The sequence below is a fragment of the Nocardioides sp. NPDC057767 genome, assembly GCF_042798275.1.
In the GTDB taxonomy this organism is placed as follows: Bacteria; Actinomycetota; Actinomycetes; order Propionibacteriales; family Nocardioidaceae; genus Nocardioides.
The window spans coordinates 37145-59978 of record NZ_JBHVKJ010000012.1 but is presented as its reverse complement, the minus strand read 5'-3'; the positions used below and the strand labels follow the sequence as shown (position 1 = coordinate 59978).

The window sequence follows — 22834 nt, the reverse complement described above, 5'->3', positions numbered from 1 at the left end:
GACCGCGGCGCCCAGCCACGGTCCGGGGCAGGCCCTTCGTCATGCCACGCGGATCATCCGCCCGCGAGCCCGACGCCGTGGCGCTCGGTGACGGAGAGGATCGCGGCCATCGAGTCCGCCGGCGGAAGGTCCGCACGGACGGAGCTGGAGAAGTCGGCGAAGAAGCGTCCGGCACGGTCGCCGGTGACGATCGCGAGGAAGCGGGCGGAGTCGCCGACCACCTCGAAGGTGACCGGAGTGCCGGTCGGGCAGACCACGAGCCCGCCCGGCTCGACGTCGTAGGGCTTGCCGTCGACGTACGCCGTGACCCGGCCCTCGAGCAGATACAGCACCCCACTCCACGGTGAGACGTGCGGGGGCGCCATCGGCGCGGCCGGGGCGGTCACCTCGAAGACCTCGAAGGCCCCGAGGTCGTCCTTGACGGCGGCCTTCGCGACGTGGTCGCCGTCGATCATCGGGTAGCGCCGACCCTCGTCGGGCCGTACATAGGTGGTGCTCATGTCTCCTCCTTCGGCTGGGTGCCTTCAGCATCCGCCGCAGCAGCGAGCACGGCGCGAGTAGTGCGCTACTCGACTCCGAGGAGATCGGACAGCGCCGCCCGCTCCGAGACGCCGAGCTTGTGCCCGGCCCGGTAGAGGTGCCCCTCGACAGTCCGTACCGACAGGGTCAACCGCGCCGCGATGTCCTTGTTCGACAGCCCCCTGGCGGCCAGGGCGGCGATCTCGCGCTCGCGGGCGGTCAGCGGCAACGGCCGGGACGCGATCACCAGCGCCGGGGTGCGGGCACCCGACCTCTCGGCCAGCTTCTCGGCGGCGGCCGCCGCGGTCAGGGCCGACCCCTGCCGGCCCGCCCGACGCTGCACGTCGGCGGCCTGCGCCGCCGCGTCACCCGCCGCGACGAGATCGCCGATCCCGGCCCACACGTGCGCGACCTGGAGCAGCGCGTCCCCGTCCTCGGCGGCCCACGCCCTGGCATGGGCCAGGGCGGCCTCGGCACGTGGGCCGAGCCCGACCAGCGAGGTCAGCCGCCGCGTTGCCGCCGCGGTCGCGCCCCCGAGCTGGACCGCGGTCTGCCAGGCCAGGACCTCATACGCCGGAGAGCCGGCCTCGCGGGCGAGGTCCGCCGCCTCGGCCGCACGTCCGATCGCCTCCGTCCTCGCCCCTTCCGCGGCGGCACCCCAGGCCAGGGCGAGGAGGTCGTCCGGCAGGTAGAGCCGGTACGCCGGATGGTGCCCGGCAGCCACGCCGGACAGCAGCGGAGCCGCCTCCGCCGGTCGACCGGCCTGCGCCAGCGCGGTGGCGAGCAACGTACGACAGCGGAAGCGGAACTCATGGCCCGACCCGTCGAACCCCGCCCATGCCTCCCGGAGCGGGACCAGCGCGTCGTCGACCCGGCCGCAGGCGAGGGCGGCGTGACCTGTGACGACGAGTCCCATCAGCCGGGCCGGACCCGGGAGGTCGGCCGATGCGGCTCGCATTCTCCGGGCCAGGTCGGCGCCCCGGTCCGGGGTGCCGGCGAGCCGGTGCCCGAGCACCTGGAAGTCGGCGAGCCCGAAGCCGGGGATGACGGTCGGCGAGCGGTCGGCGGTGAGCCCGCCCACGACGGCGGCCTCGTCGAGGAGGTCGTGCTCGCCGGTGACGGCGGCCGCCGCGGAGGCGGCGCTGGCGACCAGGATGCCGGCCAGATCGTCGGGAAGGTCGTCCCGCAGCAGCCGCGGTGCGCGATCGAGGACGGCTGCGAAGTCGCCGTCCGCCACGTCGAGGACGAGCGACATCGCGGCCGCGTGTGCCGGAGCCGCACCGGCGGCCTCGGCCGCGGCCAGGGCCCGGCGTGCCTCGTCGGGCCGGGCCATCGTGAAGAGCAGGTTGCCGGCGCGATGCAGCTGCACCAGCGCGAGCGTGCCGGGATCGGGCACGCGGTCGACGAGATCCACGTGGATGGCCTCGGCCTCCTCGCCCCGGCTGAGCCAGGAGAGCGCAGCGGCGTGCACGACCCGGGCGGCCAGGTCACCGGTGGCGGCAGCGGCTCTGGCCAGCCGCTCGGCCAGCGGCAGGTCGTACATCCGGGTCGCCGCCTCCGCGGCGCGCAAGAACAGCGCCGGTTCCGGTGCCAGGTCCGAGTCGAGAGTGAGCACCGCCCGCGGGATGGGGTCCGGCTCGGGGTCCAGGGTCTGCGCCACCCGCCCGCGGAGGCGGCGGGCGCGCAGCGTTCCCATCGCGGCGCGGCGTACCTCGCCGTAGAGGGGGTGCGCCAACCGGGCGACCAGGCCGTCGGTACGCACCAGCCCGCGGCGCTCCGCCTCCTCGACGTCCGCCGCCGAGGTCAGCTCGGACAGCGTCGCCACCTCCACCGGCTCGGCCAGGGCGACCACGTCGACGACGTCCTGAACGCCCGCAGCGAGGTCGCCGATCTCCCGCTCCAGCAGACCGGCGAGCTCCGGCGAGATCGCCGGCTCGCTGGTCCACCGCCAGATCCCGGACGCCGCCGTGAACCGCCCGGAAGCCACCTCCCCGGCCAGCAGGTGTCGCAGGAAGAGCGGACTGCCCTCGGTCATCGTCCACAGCCGGTGCGCGGAGGCCGTGTCGACCGGACCGCCGAGCACCCGCGCGATCAGCTGGGTGCTCTCCTCGGCCTCCAACGGCGCCAGATCCAGGCGCGGCAGATGGTCGTCCTTCCACAGCGACGTCACGATGTCGGGCGCGGTCTCGCCGGTACGCAGCGTGATCAGCACCGGGGCCAGCCGACGCGCCACCACCCGATGCACCACGATCGCCGAGTGCTCGTCGAGCAGATGGGCGTCGTCGACCACCAGCACCAGCGGCGGCCGGCGGGCGAGCTGGTCCAGCGCCCGCCCGATCGTCTCGGCTGCCTCCCCGGGCGGCACCTCGAGCAGCCCGGCGAACGCGCCGAGCGGAAACGGACGGGCGGCCGAGCTGCCCTGGGCGAAGACGACGGTCTCCCCGCGACGTACGCAGCCCGCCAGCGCCTCACGGGCGAGCCGGGTCTTTCCCACCCCCGCCGGACCCGCAACGATGACGCCCGCCGCACCGGGCCGGACCGCCGCCGCCACCCTGCGCAGCTCCTCGTCCCGCCCGGTCAGCGGCCACGGCCGCTCCATGGCGACAGGCTAGCGACCCGGTTCCCCGCGCGCATCACTCAAAATGCGGCATCGGCGGCACCGGGCGCTCCGCGACCCCCTGCGCAGCGGAGCGCGCCGTGCCGGCTCTTCCAGGACGCGCCTCAGACGCGGGCCGCGCGGTGCACGTCCATCGTGCCGATGTGCTGCTCGGACTCGACCAGACCCTCGTCGCTGGGGCTCTCGCCCTTGACGAAGACCCGATCGCGCTGCTTGGCCCGCAGGTCCGGGTGCGCCGCGCTGGGGACGTCGAAGCCGAAGTGAGCCTGCGCCTCGCGCACCTCCCACACCCTGTCGCTCAGCGGCGGGATGCCGAGGATGGCCGGGGCGGCGACCGGGGTTGCCTGCGGCGCGAGCAGGCCGAAGAGGGCGAGCCGGGCGTTGAACGAACGGAAGAGGAGGGCGTGGAGAAGCCTGTTCGGGATCCGTACGGCAGCGTCGAGGAGCCGCCCTTGGCGCAGGTTCGCCATCTCGCGCATGTAGCGGGGGTAGGTCGAGATGACGCCCTTGCTCATCACCCACATCGTCGGGGCGAGGAGCGCCTTCTGCCAGGCCGGCATCGCCGGTGGCAGCGCGACCTTCAGCGGGATGATGAAGTGGATCATGTCCTGGGCCGCCTCGGACGCGGCCAGGTGCGGGCGCCAGTCCTCGAAGTACTGGTGAACCTCCTCACGGCTCGCCGGCACGGTGGCAGGATCGATCGTCTGGAGCTTGGCGATCTCGCGGCACTCGGCCCAGAACTGCTTCTCCTCGTCCTCGGAGAGCCGGCCCGGACCGAACATCTCGTAGCACTTGAGGATGGAGTGCCACGCCGTCATGTGGATCCACAGCTGTGAGGACGGCTTGTTGGCGTCGTACTCACCACCCGTCACGGGATCGTGGCCGATCGCCTTCGAGTGCACCTTGACCAGCACGTCGGCCGCCCGACAGGTCTGCTCGGCGCCGCCGAAGAGCTGCAGCGCGAAGTAGCGCAGCGTGCGGCCGTAGCGCGTCGAGGGCCGGTACTTCACCCCGCCGGACTGGACGACCGCGGCGGCGAGATTGGGGTCGAAGTGCTCGATCGTCACCGAACGCGCGAAACCCAGGACGTACGACGTCGGGTGGCCCCACACCTTCCAGGCGACCGAGTCCGGCCCGAGGAACCCGTAGTCGGCCATGGGCTCGTACTGCTTCATCAGCTGCTTGCGAGTCTTGACGCCGAACACCATCGCTCATCTCCTTTGCTACAGCACTGTAGGTTCAGCGTAATCTACACCGCTGTAATATTGTGTGCACGTGACGCCCGACACACCTCCACGGCCGAAGCGCCGCTATGCGCGCCGGCTTCCGGTCGAGCAGCGGCGCGAGCATCTCCTCGACGCAGCACTGAGGGTGATCGCCCGCGACGGCTACGAGTCGGTCTCCATCGAGGCGATCGCGCAGGAGGCGGAGGTCACCCGCCCCGTCGTCTACAGCGCGTACGACGGCCTCGAGCCGCTCCTCCACGCCCTGCTCGACCGCACCCAACGGCGCGCCCTCGTCTCGGCGCTGCGGCTGATGCCCGAGCCCGGACGCGACCAGGACGTCGCCGAATGGGCACTCGAGGCGTACGCCGCCCTGCTGGACATCGTGCGCAAGGAGCCCGACGTGTGGCGCCCGGTGCTCGGCCTGACCCGCAACGCCCCCGCCGTCGTACGCGACCGCATCGACGCCACCCGGGAACTGATCCGCGGCTACCTCTCCGACGCTTTTCAGGAGGGTATCGAGCGGCGAGATGACAGCATGCAGGTCGATGTCGATCTCCTTGCCCACCTGACGCTGGTCACCGCCGAGGAGTTCGCCCGGCTCACCCTCGAGGACCCGGATCGCTACGACAAGGACCGCCTGATGGCAACCATCGAGACCCTGCTGTCCTCGTTCACGGACCCGGGTCGCGGCTGATCAGAGCCCTGAGGGCTCGGTCTCGTACTCGGGCTCCTGGGGTGGCGCCTCGTGGTGGAGCGGGCGCAGTGCTGTCGACTGCTCCAGCCACACGAGCGCGTCATACCGCTGGCCGATGACGGTGGAGACGTAGTTCCCTGCTTCGCGGCCGGGTTCGTAGACCACCCCGATGGCACGGTGTCCTCGCGGAACGGTGAGCCAGCTGCCGCTGCGGTCCTCGGGGAAGATCAGGCATGCTGGTTCACCCAGCGTGTGGTGGAGGAGATCCTCATGGCTCCCCGGACGGGCTGCGGGGACGTCGAGCACCAGCTCGGGCTCGCCCCAGCCGGAGGCCGCCAGGACCGATCCGCGGTGCGCGGCGAACCCCACCAGCGCCACACCGTCGTCGGCGTGCCGCTCCCTGAGCAGCTGCCCCACGTTGACCAGTCCGGCCTGTGCCATGTCGGTGGCTCGGGCGTCTCCGATGTGGGTGTTGTGCTCCCAGATCAAGCCTTTGGCCCCTGGCCCGAGGTGCTGTGCGATCCGAGCGGCGGTGCCGGCCATGTGCAGGTCACGGATGTTCCAGGACATGCGGTCGCCACGGACCATCGTCCGGTAGTAGCGCTCGGCGTTGGCGGCGACCTCCGCGTTCTGCCATGCGTCGAAGGCGTCTTCGTCGTTCTGGGAATCCGGTACGGCCGTCGTACGCCGGCGGACCTCCGCAAGCATCGTGACGACCTCCTCCTCGCAGGACAGCGGCACCAGGCGGGTGGCCCACGCGTACTGGTGCGGATCCTCGCCGAAGGGAACGAAGCAGCGCCATGCCTCGAGCGCTTGTGCCACTGCGGCGGGGGCGTGCTCGTCCAGCCAGGCGATGAGCTTCCGCAGGGAGTCCCACAGCGAGTAGACGTCGAGGCCGTAGAACCCGACCCGCTGGACCGCAGGCCGGGCGAGGTTCCAGGCGCGCAACCAGTCCAGGAAGTCGGCGACGTCGGTGTTGGCCCACATCCAGGTCGGCCAGCGCTCGAAGCCGGCGAGGACCTGCCGGGCGCTGAGGTCGAGACCGGTCGCGCCGCGGACCCAGCGGTTGATCCGCCAGCAGTCCGGCCAGTCACCCTCCACTCCGATCCAGGTGAATCCCTTCTCCTCGATCAGCCGGCGACTCAGGTCCGCCCGCCAGCGGTAGAACTCGTGAGTTCCATGCGAGGCCTCGCCCAGGCAGGCGAAGCGTACGGGGCCAAGGCGCTCGACCAAGGCGTCAAGATCGTCTGTGCCTGTCAGCGGACGGGCCAGGTCCCGGATCTGTGCCGGGGACGCATCGTCGAGCCACTCCCTCATCGGGTCCCCGCCGACGTCGTTCCGTGACGGCTGTCGTTCGTCAGGACGAGGTGGTGACGGAACCAGTCCCGGGCGAGCCGAGCGGCCTCCTCCAGGGCACCCGGCTCCTCGAACAGATGCGTCGCGCCGGGTACGACACTGACGCGACTCGGCCCACCCAGCTCGATGGCCGCCTCCTGGTTGAGCCGAAGCACCTCGGTGTCGGCACCGCCGACGATCAGCAGAGTCGGCACGCTGACAGAGCCCAGCCGCGGGACAGCGAGATCGGGTCTCCCACCACGCGAGACCACGGCGGCGATGTCCAGGTCCGAGTCCGCCGCCGCCCACAGAGCGGCCCCGGCCCCCGTGCTCGCACCGAAGAGACCGACCGACGCCCCCACCGCGTCCGACCTCCGCCGCACCCATCGGACAGCCGCGCCGAGGCGGTCGGCCAGCAGCTGGATGTCGAACACGTTGGCGCGGTCACGCTCTTCCTCCGGCGTGAGCAGGTCCAGCAGCAAGGTGCCCAGACCCGCGTCGTACAGCACCGAGGCGACGTACCTGTTGCGGGGACTGTGTCGGCTGCTGCCGCTGCCATGTGCGAACACCACCACGCCCGCAGGACGCTCCGGCAGGTGCAGATGCCCTTGCAGTACGACCCGTCCGGCCGGGATGTCGACGTCGATGTCACAGTCGGCCGCGGCCTCGACCGCCCGCCGCCGGTCACGCCTGGCCGCTTCCGCGAGCAGCGTGACCACCTCATCGTCACTCGTCGGGGCGAAGTCCCGATAGTGATACCCCACGGCCAGGAACGGATCAGGGGTCTCCAGCACGACTACCTCATCGGCACCGGCGATGCCGTGGCGTACCTCGGGCGGACCGACCGGAGCGGCGAGCACGACGCGTCGCGCGCCCTTGTGGCGCGCCACCTCGCAGGCGACCCTCGCCGTGGCCCCCGTGGCGATGCCGTCATCGACGATGACGGCGACTCGGTCGGCGAGGTCGAGCGGGTCCCGACCCCGACGCAGCCTCGTGACCCTCGACTCCAGCTCGGATCGCTCACGGGCCTCGACCATGTGCAGCTCGCTCTCGGTGACACCTGTGTGGGCGATCAGCGGCCGGTCGAGCACCTCGTAGCCGCCTTCGCCGATCGCCCCCATGGCCAGCTCGGACTGGAACGGCAGGCCGAGCTTGCGGACCACGATCACGTCCAGGGGCGCCTGAAGTTCCTGGGCGACCTCGAACGCCACCGGCACACCTCCTCGCGGGAGGCCCAGCACGACCGGTGCCTCTGCACGCAGATGTGCCAGCCTCTTGCCCAGCCGACGGCCGGCATCGACGCGATCCTCGAACTCCCCCCTCGCGAGGTGGACCATGGCAGACCTCCCGCCGTTCGTTGCCCTCCACCGATCGTGGATCGCGCCGGAAGCCGCCGGGCAGAGACCTTCGGCCTTCTCATCACGGACGGATGGCCTTGCCGCTAGAACGGTTCGATCTCGAAGCGCCCCCACGCGATGAAGACCATCGCCGCCAGGAACACCAGGTCGCCGAGCAGCTCCTTGTACTCACCGCGCCGGATCCGCTCGGTGATCGCTCCGGCCATGTAGAGCGCCATGCACGACGCCGCGACGGGAACGAGGGTCGGTGCCACGCCGACCAGCCCAGGCAGGACCAGCCCGATGCCGCCGAGCACCTCGATGACGCCCATGAACCTCACGTTGCCGGGCGTGAAGTCCTCAGGCCAGCCCAGCTTCGCTGCGTACTTCTCATAAGGCATTGTCAGCTTGAGGATGCCGCCGGCGACATAGCCGAAGGCGAAGACGCCTGCGACGATCCACAGCGCGATGTTCATGATGTCTCCCTGTTCCGATGATCTCGATGTTCATCCCTTCGACGGAGCACCGGATCGATCTGTGACATCGACGGAGACCGCGTACCTGGATCAGGACGGCCCGCCACAGCAACGACCATCACGCTCGGTCACGCGTGAACCGCCGTCCTGCCAGGCGGGCGGGTCCTACATCTGGGGGAGGTCCCGGATCCAGCGCACGACCGGGGGTCCGACTCGAGGCAGAGCAGACTCGGCGATGATCCAGTGCGGCAGGTCGGGATGGACCTGATGCTCGGCGCGGTAGCGTCGAGCGAGCCGCTGCGACATCCAGGACGCGACGTTGCGGTCAGCGCCGCCGCTCACCACCAGCACCGGGCACTCAACCCGTTGTGCAGGAACTCGGGTAGCGCGGGTGCCCAGGCTCATCTCGCGGAACACCCGGCCTGAGTCGCGCACGAGCTGAGGGATGACCTCATCCTGTTCCTCAGGCGGCAGGTTGTAGAGGGGTACGTTGCGCATCGTCGTCGCCGACGGCAAGAACGGCCGCCCCCGGAGGACCGAGGGCAGGACCGGGAACAGGTAGGGCAGCATCCGGACCTGGGGCCAAAGGACTCCCGGCGGGACGGACGCCAGGAGCACGAGCGCCTTCGGATCCCGCCGGGCGGCGACTCGTTGGGCGACGAGGCCGCCCATGCTGTGGCCGATCAGGATCGGCGGGGTCGTGAGCGCGTCGTAGGCCTCGGTCGCCGCACTGACCAGGTCGTCGATGCGCGTCTCTAGGAGGACATCGTCCGAGGACGGATCACAACCCCTCAGCACCGGGACGTGGCACGTGAACCCCGAGCGCCTGAGGTAGGCAGCCCACGGTCCGAGGAGCGCAGGGGAACCGAAGACGCCGTGCAGCAACAGCACGGTCGACCCCGTCGTTGGCAGCGGGCCGTGCTCGATGACTCCGTTCACCGCAGGCTCCCTGCTCGACTCTCGTCAACCCGGCATCCCGACCTCGGCGTCGAGGTGAGAGAGCCACAGGTCACGGAGTGCCGGGGCGTGAGGCTGCTCGGCGACTTCGGAGCGCGTGCCGATGCGGGAAGCTGCCTGACGCACACCGGCCGCTTCGACGCCCGTTCGCGTATCCGAGCTGTCGGTGCTGTCATCGGCGGGAAGGTCCGTAGATGAGTTCCACCGTGTGGCCATCGAGTGTCCTGCTCTCGAGCAGCTCGAGGTCGAAGTCGGCGGCGCCTCTGAGGATGGGGTGGTCCCTGTTCGTCCTGAGATGACAGGGAAGATCGTCACCTGCAGGCGGTCGACGAGGCCGGCAGCCATGAGGGACCAGTTCAGCGACAGGCTTCCCTGGGACCGAAGGGGTACGTCGGACTCCTGCTTGAGTCGGGTGACGATGTCGACGGCGTCACCGCTCACGATGGTCGCGTCCGGCCAGCCGAGAGTGTCGTGCAGGGTGGAGGAGATCACCGTGGCCGGCGTCCGCATCGTGCGGATGTTCCAGTCGTCGAGTGTGTTGGGGTCGGTGTCCGAGCCCATGATCTGGGCCATCTCCCGAAACGTCGTGGCCCCGAAGACCATCCGATGCTTCGGGTCGACCAGGGCGGCGCGATGCTCGAGCAGGGCGGGACCTTGCTTGCCCCAGTAGCCGCCCCAGTCGGCTCCGTCGGCATAGGAGCCGTACCCGTCGAGGGTGGAGAAGACGTCCCAGGTGTAAGTGGCGGTCATGCAGTTCTCCTCAGGTGGTGATCGATGGACGTGACCAGGAAAGGCCTGGCGACACCGTGCCGCCGTTGGAAGGCTGCCGCCAGCGCCTGGCGGGGCTAACACCGTCGTGGGTGCCCCCGGCAGTGGCAGGCAACGGCGGGCGTGGCGGCTTCTGGTTCATGGCTCTCCTTCCGCTTCGGTCCCCGTCGCGGCCACGGACCCGGTCGAACTCGACATGGTGGGCCGGGCATGGTTGGTTGCCCAGGCCGTGATGGTCGGTGGCCTCGCGGCGTTCCCGGGCCGAACAGGGTGGCTCCGGCACTGACCTGCGACTTCCTGGCCGATCGGTCATCACAGCCGGTCGATCGGGGATACCGTCGGGGGGTGACTCAGCCCTCCCACGAGATCGCGCTGGGCGAGTTCCTGCGCAGCCGGCGCCACCGGGTCGATCCGGAACAGGCCGCCCTCCCGTCGTATCGGCGCCGACGCGTACCAGGCCTCCGACGCGAGGAGGTGGCACTGCTGGCCGGCGTCAGCACGTCGTACTACACGCGGATCGAGCAGGGCACGGCGTCCGGGGTGTCGGCGGGCATCCTCGAAGCGATCGCGCGCACGCTGAGACTCGACGACGAGGAGATCGCGCAGATGTACCGGCTGGCGCAGCTCGCGCCGCCGCGCGACCTGCGCGAGCCCGGCGCCCTCGCCCCGGAACTCGACCTGCTGCTGCGCAGCCTGACCACCGTGCCCGTCGGCGTGCTCGACAGCGCCCTGCAGGTGCTCGGCTGGAACCGGCTCGGCCACCTGGTGTTCGGGTCGCATGTCGCCTATGAGGCCCCGTGGTCGCCGCCCGGACTGAACTGGGCCCGAGAGCTCTTCCTCGAGGAGCGGGTCCGCTGCCTGTTCCGTGACTGGAACATGGTCGCCCTCGACGCGGTGGGACGTATGCGGGCCGCCGCCTCGCTGGGGCCGACGGCACCGGCACTGACAAGGACCGTTGCCGACCTGTGCGCGGCGAGCGCAGAATTCGCCGAGATGTGGGCCGCTCACCCGGTCCGCGAACGACCCTTGGGCCTCGTCATCCTCGACCATCCCACGCTGGGTGAGTTGCACATCACCGATTCGGTGCTGCGTCCTGGCGACCGGGACGACCAGGCCGCCTTCGTGTTCTACCCCGCACCCGGCAGCGACACCGAGCGGGTGCTGGCCAAGGCATGCGGCAAACAGTGAGTATCGCCGGCACGACCTGGTGCGCAGCGGCTGCCGATTCTTCCCAGAAAGCCATAGAAATGGACAAAGCCCCGGATCCGAGGACCCGGGGCCAGTCACACGTGCGCGAGGGGGGAGTTGAACCCCCACGTCCTTTCGGACACACGGACCTGAACCGTGCGCGTCTGCCTATTCCGCCACTCGCGCGTGCAACAGAGGAAACGTTAGCCCACACGGGTCCGCCCGCCCAAAACGACGGCACCCCGCTCGCCTTGACGCTGGCGGTCACCCGATCGTGGGAGGATCGAAACCACGCAGAATGCGGGAAGTGGCAGATCCCCTGGGGTGCACCGATACGATCGGGCCGAATCCGGGGACCACTGTGCCCGTACGCGACTGACACACCCAACCCGACCGGCCTACCCGGCACCTGAGAGGAGCGCAACAACGTGAGCGGCCTGCAGAAGTTCGAGCAGAAGCTGGAGCAGCTCATCTCAGGCGCTTTCGCCAAGGCGTTCCGGTCCGAGGTGAAGTCGGTGGAGATCGTCGCCGCACTCCAGCGCGAGATCGACAACAACGCCCAGGTGCTCAGCCGCCAGCGGCGCCTGGTCCCCAACGACTTCTTCGTGGAGCTGTCCTCCAGCGACCTGAGCAAGCTGGAGTCCTACGGACCCCACCTCAAGGAAGAGCTGAAGCGCCAGCTGATGGACCACGCCGAGGCACAGGGATTCGTGTTCCCGGGCCGCGTGAGCATCGAGTTCGGTGAGGCGAAGGACCTGACCATCGGTCGATTCCGGGTGCGGAGCCGTGCCCAGGCCGCGGTCTCCGGCGGCGACATGAGCGACACCCAGGTCAGCCGTGCGCAGGCCTACCTGGAGATCAACGGCACCAGGCACCCGCTCCACGGCAACCTCGTCGTGGGCCGAGGCACCGACGCCGATCTGCGCATCAACGACCCGGGCATCAGCCGCCGCCACATCGAGTTCCGCTCGAAGCAGGCCGGCGACCGCGTGCGCGTCGAGGTCTACGACCTCGGCTCGACCAACGGCATGCTGGTCAACGGGCAGAAGATGGCGAGTGCAACCTTGGACGACGGCTCTCAGGTGCGCATCGGCACCACCGTCATCACCGCGCACATCGTGGAGGAGCGCCGTTGAGCGAGCTGACTCTGTTCCTGATCCGGGTCGCTTATCTGGCGATCCTGTGGATCTTCGTGCTGGCCGCGTTGTCGGTGATCCGCTCCGACATGTTCGGCGCGCGGGTCACCAACGCCTCCGCCGGCCAGCCCGCCGCCGCACCGGGCCGCGGCAAGTCTCCCGCGCCGAGGGCACCGCGGCGCGGCGTACCCACGCATGTCGCGGTCACCACCGGCTCCAACGCCGGCGTGACCGTGCCCCTCTCGCAGGCCCCCATCGTCATCGGCCGCGGCAGCGATGCCGCGATCATCCTCGATGACGACTACGCCTCCACCCGCCACGCCCGGATCGCCGTCTCCGGCGACCAGTGGTTCGTGGAGGACCTCGGATCGACCAATGGCACCTACATCGGGTCCGTCCGGATCAATCAGCCGACCGCCATCTCTCTCGGAACCCAGGTGCGGATCGGTAAGACAATCCTGGAGCTGCGCAAGTGACCGCTGCGACCGACCCCACCCCCGACCCCTCTCCTGTCCGTGGCTCTGCCGACGGACGCCCGTTTCGCCTCGAGTTCGCGGCGATCTCGGACGTCGGCCGGGTCCGCAAGGACAACCAGGACAGCGGGTACGCCGGCCCCTGGCTGCTGACCGTCTGCGACGGTGTCGGTGGCGCTGCCCGTGGCGACATCGCCTCCAGCACGGCCGTCCAGCAGCTGCGCAAGCTCGACGAGGAGCCTGCTCCCGGCCTGGTCGACGACGACCTGATCGGCCTGGTCTCCCACGCGCTCCACATGGCGCACGACGAGATCGGCCACCTGGTCGACCACGACCCGACGCTCAACGGCACGAGCACGACCTCGACCGTCGGCCTCTTCGACGGCTCCAAGCTGACCGTCGGCCACGTCGGTGACAGCCGCGCCTACCTGCTGCGCAACGGCGCGATCCACCAGGTCACCCACGACCACACCTTCGTGCAGACACTGCTCGACGAGGGGAGGATCACGGAGGATGAGGCCAAGACCCACCCCCACCGCAACCTGATCCTCAAGGCCCTCGACGGCACCCGTGAGCTCGAGCCCGACCTGTTCATCGTCGACCTCGCCGCCGGCGACCGGCTGATGTTCTGCAGCGACGGCGTCTGCGGCTACGTCGACGATCCCCGGATCGCCGACATCCTCGCCACCGGCACCCCGGAGTACGCCGCCGTCGAGCTGGTCCGGGTCTCCCTCGACTCCGGCAGCACCGACAACGTGACCTGCGTGGTCGCCGACGTGGTGCCGAGCGACACCGTCCCGTCGGCCGGCCTCGAGGCCCAGATGGTGGGTGCGGCGGCCGAGCTCAAGCGGAGGACCACCAAGACCGGTCAGATGACCGCTCTGTTCCGCGGGCACCGGATGGGCGACACCGGCGAGCTGGACCCGATCGACGAGGAGATCCCCGACGGCGCGATCGCCGCCGACCCGGAGGAGATGCGCTACGCGCTCCAGGCGCCGGCGAAGTATCTGAAGCTGCGTTGGGCCTTCGGGCTGCTGACGCTGCTCGGTGTCGTCTGGATCGCAGTTGCGACCGCGTTCGTCTGGTCGCAGAACCAGTGGTACATCGGCGAGCAGGATGGCAACGTCACGATCTTCCGTGGCGTACCCACCACGATGATCGGCCTCGACCTCTCCGAGCCCTACCAGACCTCGGACCTGAAGGTCTCCGACCTGGCCGAGACCTACCAGAACCAGCTCGAGGACGGCATCCACAGCAAGGACCTGGCCGGCGCCCAGGAGAAGGTGCAGTCACTGGCCGACCAGAGCGCCGCGGACGCGGGAAGCGGGTCATGAGCGGTTTTACGCCGGCGAGCTCCATGCCCGTCTTCGTCCACCGGTCACGCCGAGGGGCGGAGCTGGTCCTGCTGCTCCTCGCCCTCGCGGTCGGGATCGGGGCCTACGCCGCGGTCGGCCTCGGGGTGCAGGAGGAGATCCCGGTCGACATCGTCGGCTACGGCACCTGGCTGGTCGCGCTCCTGGTGGCGGCCCACATCGGCGTACGTCTGCTGGCTCCGTACGCCGACCCCGTGCTGCTTCCGCTGGTGGCGATGCTCAACGGGTTCGGCCTGGCGGTCATCCACCGGCTCGACCTGGCCGCAGGAGCGAGCGAGACCGACGCGTTCGCTCGTCAGCAGCTGATCTGGATGACGATCGGCGTGGTGCTGTTCCTGATCACGCTCTTCGTGGTCCCCGACCACCGGATGCTGCAGCGGTTCACCTACACCGCCGGCCTCGGCGCAGTCGTCATGCTGATCCTGCCGATGCTCCCGCTCATCGGCAAGACGATCAACGGCGCTCGGATCTGGATCAACCTCGGGCCGGTCAGCTTCCAGCCCGGTGAGGTCGCCAAGGTCCTCCTGGTGATCTGCTTCGCCGGCTACCTGGCTGTCCACCGCGACGCGCTCGCCCTGGCCGGGCGCCGCTTCGTCGGCATCGACCTGCCCCGCGGCCGCGACCTCGGCCCGCTGCTGATGATGTGGGTGATCAGCCTCGCGATCCTGGTCCTGCAGCGCGACCTCGGCTCCAGCCTGCTCTTCTACGGCCTCTTCGTGGTGACGCTGTACGTCGCGACCGAGCGCAAGGGCTGGATCGTCGTCGGCGGACTGCTCTTCGCAGGTGGTGTCTTCGCTGCTCTGACCCTGTTCAGCCACGTACGCGTCCGGGTGTTCACGTGGCTGGACCCGTTCAAGTACTACCCCGTGGGCGATGACGGCGTGACCTCTTCAGGGCAGCTGGTCGAGGGGATGTTCGGGATGGCCTGGGGAGGCATGATCGGTCGTGGCTTCGGCTCCGGCGAGCCCTGGCGGATCCCCTACGCCAACTCCGACTTCATCGTCCCGGCGATCGGCGAGGAACTGGGTCTGACCGCGCTCCTCGCGCTGCTGCTCTGCTACGGCCTGATCGTCGAGCGCGGCCTGCGCACGGCGATCGTCGCCCGCGACGACTTCGGCAAGCTGCTCTCCGTCGGTCTGGCCACCTCGGTCGCGCTGCAGACCTTCGTGGTCGTCGGCGGCGTGACCGGGCTGATCCCGCTGACCGGTCTGACCACACCGTTCCTCTCGTATGGTGGATCTTCGCTGGTCGCCAACTGGGTGATCGTGGCCCTGCTGTTGCGCGTCTCGGACCAGTCGCGCCGTCCGCTGCCGACTGCGCCGTCCGATGAAGACCTCGCCGCTGAGGAGACCCAGATCGTCAAGCTCGACAAAGGGGCGATGAGCAAGTGAACCGCCCCATCCGCACGTTGAGTGTCGGCTGCCTGATCCTGTTCGTGGCGCTGATGCTCAACCTGACGTACGTCCAGTTCTTCAAGGCGAGCTGGTACAACAACCGCGCCGACAACCGACGGGTCACCGAAGAGGCCTACTCCCAGCAGCGCGGCGACATCCTGGTCGGCAAGAAGGCGATCGCCACCAGCAAGCCGAGCGACGACAAGTACGAGTGGCTGCGCACCTATCCCGGCGGCAAGAAGTACGCCCCGATCACGGGTTTCATGTCCTACTCCTACGGCCAGACGGGGATCGAGAGATCCCAGGACTCGGTGCTGTCGGGCAAGGACAACAAGCTCTTCACCAACCGCCTGGTCGACCTGGTCACCAACTCCGAGCCGGCCGGCGGCAACGTCGAGCTGACCATCGACCCGAAGGTCCAGGACGCTGCGTACGAGGGCCTGACCGCGCTGGGCGAGGACGTCCAGGCGGCCGCGGTGGCGATCGAGCCGAGCACCGGCAAGATCCTGGCGATGGCGTCCACCCCGACCTACAACCCCGACCGGCTGGCGACCCACGACTTCTCCGACGCGACGAAGTCCTACAACCAGCTCTCGAAGGACGACGACGAGCCCCTGCTCAACCGTTCCATCCAGACCGCGCTGCCGCCTGGCTCGACCTTCAAGCTGGTCACCGCCGCGGCCGCGATCGAGAACCTCGACATGGACGGCGACAGCAAGGTCTACGGCGGCGCGTCCCTCGACCTGCCCGGCACCACCACCGACCTGCCCAACCTCAACGGCACCAGCTGCGGCGGCGAGCAGATCACGCTGACCCGGGCGCTCGAGGTCTCCTGCAACACCGCCTTCGGTCAGCTCGGGATGGAGCTCTCCGACGAGGAGATGCAGGAGCAGGCCGAGGCGTTCGGGTTCGGCCAGGACTACCTCGACGACCTCGGTCCGCTGGCCAAGAGCCAGTACCCCGCCAACGACGGCAAGGCCGAGCAGGCCAGGGCCGCGATCGGTCAGCAGAGCGTGATCGCGACCCCGCTGCAGATGGCGATGGTCTCCGCGGGCATCGCCAACGGCGGCGAGGTCATGAAGCCCTACCTCGTCGACCGCGTCACCTCCTCCTCGCTCGACGTCATCGACCAGGGCAACCCGACCGCGATCGACAACCAGCCCGCGGTCTCGCAGGACACCGCCGAGATCCTGACCCAGATGATGGTCAGCACCGTCGACAACGGCACCGCCGAGGCGGCGTCCATCGACGGCGTGAGCGTCGCCGGCAAGACCGGCACCGCCCAGACGACGCCGGACAAGCCGCCGTACGCCTGGTTCACCTCGTTCGCCCCGGCGGAGAACCCGTCCATCGCGGTCGCCGTGATGGTCCAGAAGAGCGGCACCGAACGCAGCGAAATCGCCGGCGGACGGCTGGGCGGCCCAATCGCGAAGGCCATGATGGAGGCAGCGATCTCATGAGTCGTTACGTATTCCACGAGCTCATCGGCACCGGCGGGATGGGCGAGGTGTGGCGGGCGACCGACACGACGCTCAACCGCGAGGTCGCGATCAAGCTCCTCAAGCCGGAGCACGCCGAGGACCCGATCGGCCGCTCCCGCTTCGAGTCCGAGGCCAAGCACGCCGCCGCGCTCCACCACCCCAACGTGGTGGCCGTCTACGACGTCGGCGAGATGCCGACCGCCTCCGGCCTGATGCGCCCGTTCCTGGTGATGGAGCTGGTCGATCACAAGCCGCTCTCCGAGCTTCTCCGTGACGGTCGTCCCCTGGCCCCCGAGGTCGTACGCGACCTGCTCGGTCAGGCCGGCGACGCGCTGGCCGCCGCCCACCGGGCCGGCATCGTGCACCGCGACGTGAAGCCCGCCAACCTGCTGATCACCCCGCAGCGCAAGGTGAAGGTCACCGACTTCGGCATCGCCCGCGCCCAGGCGTCGACCGGCATCACCGGCACCGGCCAGGTGATGGGCACGCCGCAATACCTCAGCCCCGAGCAGGCACGTGGCGAGAAGGCCACGCCGGCCTCCGACGTCTACTCCCTCGGTGTGGTCGCCTTCGAGTGCCTGGCCGGCTACCGGCCGTTCCAGAAGGAGACCCCGGTCGCCACCGCGATCGCCCACCTGCACGACCCGGTGCCCCCGCTGCCCGACCACGTCCCCGCCGACCTGGCCGCGATCGTGATGCGGAGCCTCCAGAAGGACCCGACCCTCCGCTACGCAGACGCGGCCGCGTTCACGGCCGCGATGGTCGGTCACGGTGCCGCTGCTGACCCCGACGCCGACGCCACCACCGTCGTCGCCGCCGCGCCCGGTGACGCGACCGCGACGTCGGTCATGGACCCGGTCCCCTCGCCCGCGGGCACTCAGAACTTCGTCGGCATGCAGGGTGGTCCGGGCGGTCCCGAGGGGCCGACTCCGCCTCGCTACCAGGATCCATACGACCGTTACGACGAGGACGAGGACCAGCGGCCCTGGTACAAGAAGCCGTTCAACATCGTCGTGCTCGTGATGCTCGTGGCGGTGATCGTCGCGATCATCTGGATCATCTCGACCCTCGCCGCCGACCCGGAGACGCCTCCGGCCAACGACACCTCCACCACTCCCTCGGCCTCCCCGACGCCCACGCCGACGGAGAAGGCCGAAGAGGAGCCGAAGCCCGTCGAGATCGACGAGGACGCCTACATCGGCCGCAACGTCGACGAGGTGCGCGGCGAGCTGCGCGACCTCGGGCTGACCGTCAAGGTGACGGTCCAGGACAACGACGGCAGCTACGAGCCCGACACCGTCGCCGGCCTCGACCCGACCCGCAACCTCTACGAGGGCGACCCGATCACCATCCGCTACTACGGCGAGCGTCCGGAGGTCGACCCCACTCCCACCGAGGAAGAGCCCGACGAGGAGGAGACCGACGAGGAGGAGCCGACCGACGGCGAGTCCTCCGACGGCTGGGTCTTCCCCGACATCCCCGGCGAAGAGAACACCGACGGTGGCAACGGAAACGGCAACGGGGGCGGCAATGGCTGACGGAGCGCTCCTCGCCGGTCGTTACGAGGTCGGCGAGCTGCTCGGCCGAGGCGGGATGGCGGAGGTCCGCAAGGGCACCGACCACCGGCTCGGCCGCGTGGTCGCGATCAAGCGGCTGCGGATGGACCTCGCCAGCGATGCGACCTTCCAGGCGCGTTTTCGGCGTGAGGCGCAGTCCTCGGCCAAGCTCAACCACCCCTCGATCGTGTCGGTCTACGACACCGGCGAGGAGAAGGCTGACGACGGCGTCGCGCAGCCCTACATCGTGATGGAGTACGTCGCCGGCCGCACGCTGCGCGACGTGCTCCGTGAGGGTCGCAAGATCCTGCCCGAGCGGGCGCTGGAGATCAGCTCCGACGTACTCAACGCTCTCGACTACAGCCACCGCAACGGGATCATCCACCGCGACATCAAGCCGGGCAACGTCATGCTGACGCCGGCCGGTGACGTGAAGGTGATGGACTTCGGCATCGCCCGGGCGCTCAACGACGCCCAGTCCACGATGACCCAGACGGCGGCCGTCGTCGGCACCGCGCAATACCTCAGCCCCGAGCAGGCTCGTGGTGAGCAGGTCGACGCCCGCTCCGACGTCTACTCCGCCGGCTGCCTCCTCTACGAGCTGCTCACCGGCCGTCCGCCGTTCGTCGGCGACTCGCCGGTGTCGGTGGCCTACCAGCACGTGCGCGAGCACGCCCAGCCTCCGTCGGCCCACGACCCGTCGCTGCCCCGTGAGCTCGACGCGATCGTGATGAAATCGCTGGCCAAGCGGGTCGAGGACCGCTACCAGTCGGCACAGGCGATGCGCACCGACATCGAGCGCTACCTCGCCGGACGTCCGGTCCAGGCGACGGTGCCGCCGAGCATCGACCAGACCCAGGTCGCCCAGAACCGCGCCGTTCCCGGCGGCCCCTACGGCGATCCCACCAACGGTGGCTACTACCCGCCCCAGGACGAGCGTCCCGGCGGTCCGCGCCCGTGGGTGCTCGTCCTGCTCGGACTGGTCATCATCGGCCTGATCGCGGTGGGCGCCTACTTCCTGCCGACGGCCCTCGGTCCGCAGACCACGCCCGCGCCCGACGTCACCGGGCTGACCCAGGAGAAGGCGATGGCCGAGCTGAGCACGGCCAAGCTCAAGGGCGACGTCAAGCAGGAGTCGAGCGACTCCGTCGCGGTCGGCGTGGTGATCTCCCAGGACCCGCCCGCCGGCCAGGAGGTCGAGGAGGGCAGCACCGTCACCCTGACGGTCTCCACCGGGCCACCCAACCGGGAGATGCCCAACGTGGTCGGGATGCAACAGGCGGCGGCGAAGGACCTGCTCGAGGGCGCGCCCTACAACTTCACGGTGAAGATCGAGACGGCCCCCTCCGACAAGGACAAGGGCACCGTGATCGAGTCCGACCCGGTCGCAGACCAGAGCGTCACCACCGGCAAGACCACCGAGGTCCTGCTCACCGTCTCCAAGGGCCCGAAGAAGGTCCCCAACGTCGTCGGCAAGACCGCTGAGGAGGCCGAGGAGATCCTCCGCAACGCCGGCTTCACGCCGGTCCGCAAGGACGAGCCGAACACCGACAAGCCGAAGGACACCGTCGTCGACCAGACGCCGGCCAAGGGCACGCCGCTCGCCCAGGACGGCCAGGTGATCATCTTCGTCTCGACGAAGGAGGAGGCCCTGCCGAGCTGTCAGACGCTCGTGCCCGGGACCGACCCGGCCAACCCGTCGGCCTCGGCCACCCAGACGGCCGAGCCGGGCGACCCGCCGACGTGTGACCCGGCGCTTCCGCCGAGCACCCCGGCGGCACCGTAGCCCCCGCTGGTCGAGCCCGCGAGCGCCAGCGAGCGGTGTCGAGACCAACACAGTCCCATCGAGCGCCGAGGGCACTGTGTTGGTCTCGACACGCCTCCGCCTAGCGGCTCCGGCGGCTCGACCAGCGGCGCGGCTTCTCAGTTGTCCTGAGGCAGGGGCTTCGCGTATTTCACGTCGAGCAGGCCGTCGTAGGCCGGCGCGGTGAGGTAGGTCAGCGGCTTGAGGAACCAGCCGATCTGGACGTTGGGGTCACGGGCGTCGTCCCGGTAGTTCTGAACGTGGTCGTCCCGGTCGATCGCCGCCTGGAGACGGTCGGGGTCGCCGACGGCCTCGATGACGTACGGCTGGGGGTAGGGCACACCGTCGAGCTGCACCGTGCTGCCGGAGCACTTGATGCCGGTGGTGGTGATGATCCGCTTGCCGGCGATCGTGATCGCCTCGGCGCCACCGGCCCAGAGTGCGTTGACGACGGCCTGGATGTCCTGCTGGTGCACGACCAACGAGTTGGGGTCGTCGCCGGTGTAGCTCTCCTGGACCTCCGGGGGCGCGTCGCCCAGCACGATCTGCATGCCGGCGCCGCTGTGGTCGGAGGTGCCCGCCGGGTCGGCGAGACGCGCGGACTGGTGTCGGAGCTTCTTGACGTCCTTGTCGGTGACACCGCTGGTGAGCTGGTCCACCTCGCTCTGCAGGTCGGCCAGCTGGGCCTCGAGGCGGTTGTAGCGGATCCGCTCGCCGTCGACCAGCGTCGCCAGGTCCTCGTAGCGCCCCGGACGCAGGTCGGTGCCGTCCGCGTTCACGAAACTCACCGCCAGCAGGCCGCCACAGAGCAGCACCACGACGGGCGTACCGATCCTCCAGGAGGTCGCACGGGTCCAGCGCTTTGGTTTAGAAGTGGGGTTAGCCTGGGTTCCGGAGCTCACGACCATTAGGGTATGCGCAGCAATCACATTTGTCTGAGGAGCATCACCCGTGGCCAAGCTCAAGCTCTCGAAGAAGAGTGATCTCGACCTGCCCAAGGACCCGGTCTTCACTCCGCGCTTCGGGATCGCCCTGCTGCTGATCGCCCTCGGCATCGGCTGGATCGTCTACTACTACGTCGGGGTCCGCCCCAATGAGGTCGGTGGCGACTTCACCGGGCCGAAGCCGGTGCAGAAGCTCGAGGGGTGGAACTACCTGATCGGCTTCGTCCTGCTGTTCCTGGGACTGGCCGTCTCCGCCCACCCGAAGACCCCGCTGGGTCGCGGCCGCGGCGTCGTGGTCGGCATGCTCGGCTGCTTCTTGATCGGCCTGGTCTGGATCTGCGTCTTCTACGTCTTCGCCAACGACCACCTGGACAAGATCTGGGTGTTCAACGACCTGGGTCAGAAGAACCTTCTGGTCGGCATCGGCTTCATGGCGGTGGGCTTCACCTTCGCCACGAAGTGGGAGTGATCCCTGCGTTAGACCCCGAAAGAGGCGCAACCCTTGCGGTTGCGCCTCTTTGCGTTACACGGGTGTAGTTCTCCACAGGGTCTTCCACACCTGTGGATTTGTCCACGCCGTGAAAACGCCCCGAGAACACCTGCTACGAAGGCGTCAGAACAGCATCATCCGTACGCCGACCAGAGCAAGCAGCAGCAACGTGAGTCCACCCATCGCAGCCCATTGCAACGGCGCCTTCCGGTCGGCCCGGAGCGAGGTGAAGATGCCTGCGACGGCGAGACCGCCCACGAAGCCGCCGACGTGCCCCTGCCAGGAGATCCCGGGGCCGAAGAAGGTGATCGCCGCGTTGATCAGGAGGATCGGCAGCAGCGGAGACAACGACTGCCCGGCCCGCACGAACAGCACCACCAGGACACCCAGGAGTCCGAAGATCGCGCCCGAGGCGCCGACGGTCGAGCCGGCGGGAGCCGCTGCCCAGACCACCAGGGCCGAGCCTGCCAGCCCGGAGATCAGGTAGAACACCAGGAACCGCAGCCTGCCCACGATCGGCTCCAGGAAAGAGCCGAGCAGGTAGAGCGAGAACATGTTCACGGCCAGGTGGATGATCGAGACGTGCGTGAACGTCGAGGTCAGCAGCTGCCAGACCGCGCCGTCGTCGACGCCCGGCATCCAGCTGTAGCCGCTCGACCGGCAGACGCCTTCCGGCACCGCGAAGCCACCGTCCGGCGTGAGGCAGTAGCCCTGCAGACGGATCGCGATGAAATCGGCGATCCTCGAGCCGGCACCGCCGGTGAGGGTGATGCTCAGCCAGACCAGGACGTTGACGCCGATCAGCGACAGGGTCACCGGGAGTGCCCGGAAGCCGATCCGCGCGCTCGTGAAGCGCTTGGGCTGGCGTACGGACTTGTGGCCTTCCTTCACGCACTCGGGGCACTGGAAGCCGACGGAGGCGCTGGCCATGCAGTCAGGGCAGATGGGACGCCCACAGCGCTGACAGCTGATGTGAGTCTCACGGCCGGGGTGGCGGTAACAGATCGGCACCCCGACCGGGGTCGTCTCGGACAACTAGGCCATGCCTCCCGATACATCGCCTGCT

The 22834-nt window shown here is 69.5% G+C and carries 20 protein-coding genes and 1 tRNA gene; 10 read left to right on the top strand and 11 right to left on the bottom strand.

Annotated elements, in window-relative coordinates; genetic code table 11:
* Positions 1 to 53: 53 nt before the first annotated feature.
* From ACFVDI_RS08585 to ACFVDI_RS08575, 3 genes are all read right to left on the bottom strand, one after another.
* Positions 54 to 500 (bottom strand): cupin domain-containing protein, encoded by a 447-nt coding sequence (locus tag ACFVDI_RS08585; protein WP_378902921.1) that lies wholly within the window; start codon positions 498 to 500, stop codon positions 54 to 56.
* A 65-nt stretch (positions 501 to 565) separates the two neighbouring features.
* Positions 566 to 3118: a LuxR C-terminal-related transcriptional regulator gene (locus tag ACFVDI_RS08580; protein WP_378902918.1), complete on the bottom strand. Its 2553-nt coding sequence runs from the start codon at positions 3116 to 3118 to the stop codon at positions 566 to 568.
* A gap of 122 nt (positions 3119 to 3240) precedes the next feature.
* Complete coding sequence (locus ACFVDI_RS08575; RefSeq protein ID WP_378902916.1) at positions 3241 to 4344, bottom strand: oxygenase MpaB family protein; 1104 nt, start codon at positions 4342 to 4344, stop codon at positions 3241 to 3243.
* A gap of 67 nt (positions 4345 to 4411) precedes the next feature.
* Here ACFVDI_RS08575 and ACFVDI_RS08570 point away from each other — a divergent pair, with 67 nt between their 5' ends.
* Positions 4412 to 5056, top strand: coding sequence for a TetR/AcrR family transcriptional regulator (locus ACFVDI_RS08570; protein ID WP_378902912.1), 645 nt, complete (start codon positions 4412 to 4414; stop codon positions 5054 to 5056).
* On the opposite strand, the gene ACFVDI_RS08565 is transcribed toward ACFVDI_RS08570, so the two are convergent.
* The 5 genes from ACFVDI_RS08565 to ACFVDI_RS08545 all read right to left on the bottom strand — a co-directional run bounded on the left by ACFVDI_RS08565 (position 5057) and on the right by ACFVDI_RS08545 (position 9911).
* Positions 5057 to 6289, bottom strand: coding sequence for an erythromycin esterase family protein (locus tag ACFVDI_RS08565; protein WP_378902909.1), 1233 nt, complete (start codon positions 6287 to 6289; stop codon positions 5057 to 5059).
* 80 nt (positions 6290 to 6369) lie between these two features.
* Positions 6370 to 7728, bottom strand: coding sequence for a phosphoribosyltransferase family protein (locus tag ACFVDI_RS08560; protein WP_378902905.1), 1359 nt, complete (start codon positions 7726 to 7728; stop codon positions 6370 to 6372).
* A gap of 104 nt (positions 7729 to 7832) precedes the next feature.
* Positions 7833 to 8204 (bottom strand): DoxX family protein, encoded by a 372-nt coding sequence (locus ACFVDI_RS08555; protein ID WP_378902902.1) that lies wholly within the window; start codon positions 8202 to 8204, stop codon positions 7833 to 7835.
* Positions 8205 to 8369: 165 nt separating this feature from the next.
* Entirely contained in the window at positions 8370 to 9143 is a 774-nt protein-coding gene (locus ACFVDI_RS08550) for an alpha/beta hydrolase (protein ID WP_378902899.1), read from the bottom strand.
* Between the two features lie 24 nt (positions 9144 to 9167).
* Positions 9168 to 9911: a dihydrofolate reductase family protein gene (locus ACFVDI_RS08545; RefSeq protein ID WP_378902896.1), complete on the bottom strand. Its 744-nt coding sequence runs from the start codon at positions 9909 to 9911 to the stop codon at positions 9168 to 9170.
* A gap of 363 nt (positions 9912 to 10274) precedes the next feature.
* Between ACFVDI_RS08545 and ACFVDI_RS08540 the strand changes: the two genes are divergently transcribed.
* Positions 10275 to 11117, top strand: a complete 843-nt coding sequence (locus tag ACFVDI_RS08540; protein ID WP_378902893.1) for a helix-turn-helix transcriptional regulator — start codon at positions 10275 to 10277, stop codon at positions 11115 to 11117.
* A 102-nt stretch (positions 11118 to 11219) separates the two neighbouring features.
* Here the strand turns inward: ACFVDI_RS08540 and ACFVDI_RS08535 are convergent.
* Positions 11220 to 11303 (bottom strand) — tRNA-Leu (locus ACFVDI_RS08535).
* A gap of 242 nt (positions 11304 to 11545) precedes the next feature.
* Between ACFVDI_RS08535 and ACFVDI_RS08530 the strand changes: the two genes are divergently transcribed.
* Genes ACFVDI_RS08530 through pknB form a run of 7 tightly spaced genes read left to right on the top strand, consistent with a single transcriptional unit; the run spans position 11546 to position 20316 of the window.
* Positions 11546 to 12253 (top strand): FhaA domain-containing protein, encoded by a 708-nt coding sequence (locus tag ACFVDI_RS08530; RefSeq protein ID WP_378902891.1) that lies wholly within the window; start codon positions 11546 to 11548, stop codon positions 12251 to 12253.
* The gene (locus ACFVDI_RS08525; RefSeq protein WP_328528071.1) at positions 12250 to 12729 is read left to right on the top strand and encodes an FHA domain-containing protein; all 480 of its coding nucleotides are present in this window, start codon (positions 12250 to 12252) and stop codon (positions 12727 to 12729) included. The genes ACFVDI_RS08530 and ACFVDI_RS08525 overlap by 4 nt, the downstream gene beginning before the upstream one ends.
* The gene (locus ACFVDI_RS08520; RefSeq protein WP_378902889.1) at positions 12726 to 14060 is read left to right on the top strand and encodes a PP2C family protein-serine/threonine phosphatase; all 1335 of its coding nucleotides are present in this window, start codon (positions 12726 to 12728) and stop codon (positions 14058 to 14060) included. The genes ACFVDI_RS08525 and ACFVDI_RS08520 overlap by 4 nt, the downstream gene beginning before the upstream one ends.
* A complete protein-coding gene (locus ACFVDI_RS08515) occupies positions 14057 to 15490 on the top strand; it encodes an FtsW/RodA/SpoVE family cell cycle protein (protein ID WP_378902886.1) in 1434 nt (477 codons plus the stop codon). Before ACFVDI_RS08520 ends, ACFVDI_RS08515 begins: the two co-directional genes overlap by 4 nt.
* Complete coding sequence (locus tag ACFVDI_RS08510; protein WP_378902883.1) at positions 15487 to 16953, top strand: peptidoglycan D,D-transpeptidase FtsI family protein; 1467 nt, start codon at positions 15487 to 15489, stop codon at positions 16951 to 16953. The genes ACFVDI_RS08515 and ACFVDI_RS08510 overlap by 4 nt, the downstream gene beginning before the upstream one ends.
* Complete coding sequence (locus ACFVDI_RS08505) at positions 16950 to 18512, top strand: serine/threonine protein kinase (protein ID WP_378902880.1); 1563 nt, start codon at positions 16950 to 16952, stop codon at positions 18510 to 18512. The genes ACFVDI_RS08510 and ACFVDI_RS08505 overlap by 4 nt, the downstream gene beginning before the upstream one ends.
* Positions 18505 to 20316, top strand: coding sequence for a Stk1 family PASTA domain-containing Ser/Thr kinase (gene pknB, locus ACFVDI_RS08500; RefSeq protein WP_378902877.1), 1812 nt, complete (start codon positions 18505 to 18507; stop codon positions 20314 to 20316). Before ACFVDI_RS08505 ends, pknB begins: the two co-directional genes overlap by 8 nt.
* A gap of 137 nt (positions 20317 to 20453) precedes the next feature.
* Here the strand turns inward: pknB and ACFVDI_RS08495 are convergent, their stop codons facing one another.
* Entirely contained in the window at positions 20454 to 21242 is a 789-nt protein-coding gene (locus ACFVDI_RS08495) for a DUF881 domain-containing protein (RefSeq protein WP_378902874.1), read from the bottom strand.
* 43 nt (positions 21243 to 21285) lie between these two features.
* On the opposite strand from ACFVDI_RS08495, the gene ACFVDI_RS08490 reads away from it, so the two are divergent.
* Complete coding sequence (locus tag ACFVDI_RS08490; protein WP_378902871.1) at positions 21286 to 21747, top strand: cell division protein CrgA; 462 nt, start codon at positions 21286 to 21288, stop codon at positions 21745 to 21747.
* Between the two features lie 144 nt (positions 21748 to 21891).
* Here ACFVDI_RS08490 and ACFVDI_RS08485 read toward each other — a convergent pair whose 3' ends face one another.
* Entirely contained in the window at positions 21892 to 22698 is an 807-nt protein-coding gene (locus ACFVDI_RS08485; RefSeq protein ID WP_378902868.1) for a rhomboid family intramembrane serine protease, read from the bottom strand.
* Positions 22699 to 22834: the final 136 nt, after the last annotated feature.

Excerpts from the sequence above, each read along its gene's own strand:
- ACFVDI_RS08585 (WP_378902921.1), bottom strand. The coding sequence starts at position 500 with ATGAGCACCACCTATGTACGGCCCGACGAGGGTCGGCGCTACCCGATG.
- ACFVDI_RS08580 (WP_378902918.1), bottom strand. The coding sequence starts at position 3,118 with ATGGAGCGGCCGTGGCCGCTGACCGGGCGGGACGAGGAGCTGCGCAGG.
- ACFVDI_RS08575 (WP_378902916.1), bottom strand. The coding sequence starts at position 4,344 with ATGGTGTTCGGCGTCAAGACTCGCAAGCAGCTGATGAAGCAGTACGAG.
- ACFVDI_RS08560 (WP_378902905.1), bottom strand. The coding sequence starts at position 7,728 with ATGGTCCACCTCGCGAGGGGGGAGTTCGAGGATCGCGTCGATGCCGGC.
- ACFVDI_RS08555 (WP_378902902.1), bottom strand. The coding sequence starts at position 8,204 with ATGAACATCGCGCTGTGGATCGTCGCAGGCGTCTTCGCCTTCGGCTAT.
- ACFVDI_RS08545 (WP_378902896.1), bottom strand. The coding sequence starts at position 9,911 with ATGACCGCCACTTACACCTGGGACGTCTTCTCCACCCTCGACGGGTAC.
- ACFVDI_RS08515 (WP_378902886.1), top strand. The coding sequence starts at position 14,057 with ATGAGCGGTTTTACGCCGGCGAGCTCCATGCCCGTCTTCGTCCACCGG.
- ACFVDI_RS08505 (WP_378902880.1), top strand. The coding sequence starts at position 16,950 with ATGAGTCGTTACGTATTCCACGAGCTCATCGGCACCGGCGGGATGGGC.
- pknB (WP_378902877.1), top strand. The coding sequence starts at position 18,505 with ATGGCTGACGGAGCGCTCCTCGCCGGTCGTTACGAGGTCGGCGAGCTG.
- ACFVDI_RS08495 (WP_378902874.1), bottom strand. The coding sequence starts at position 21,242 with ATGGTCGTGAGCTCCGGAACCCAGGCTAACCCCACTTCTAAACCAAAG.
- ACFVDI_RS08485 (WP_378902868.1), bottom strand. The coding sequence starts at position 22,698 with ATGGCCAGCGCCTCCGTCGGCTTCCAGTGCCCCGAGTGCGTGAAGGAA.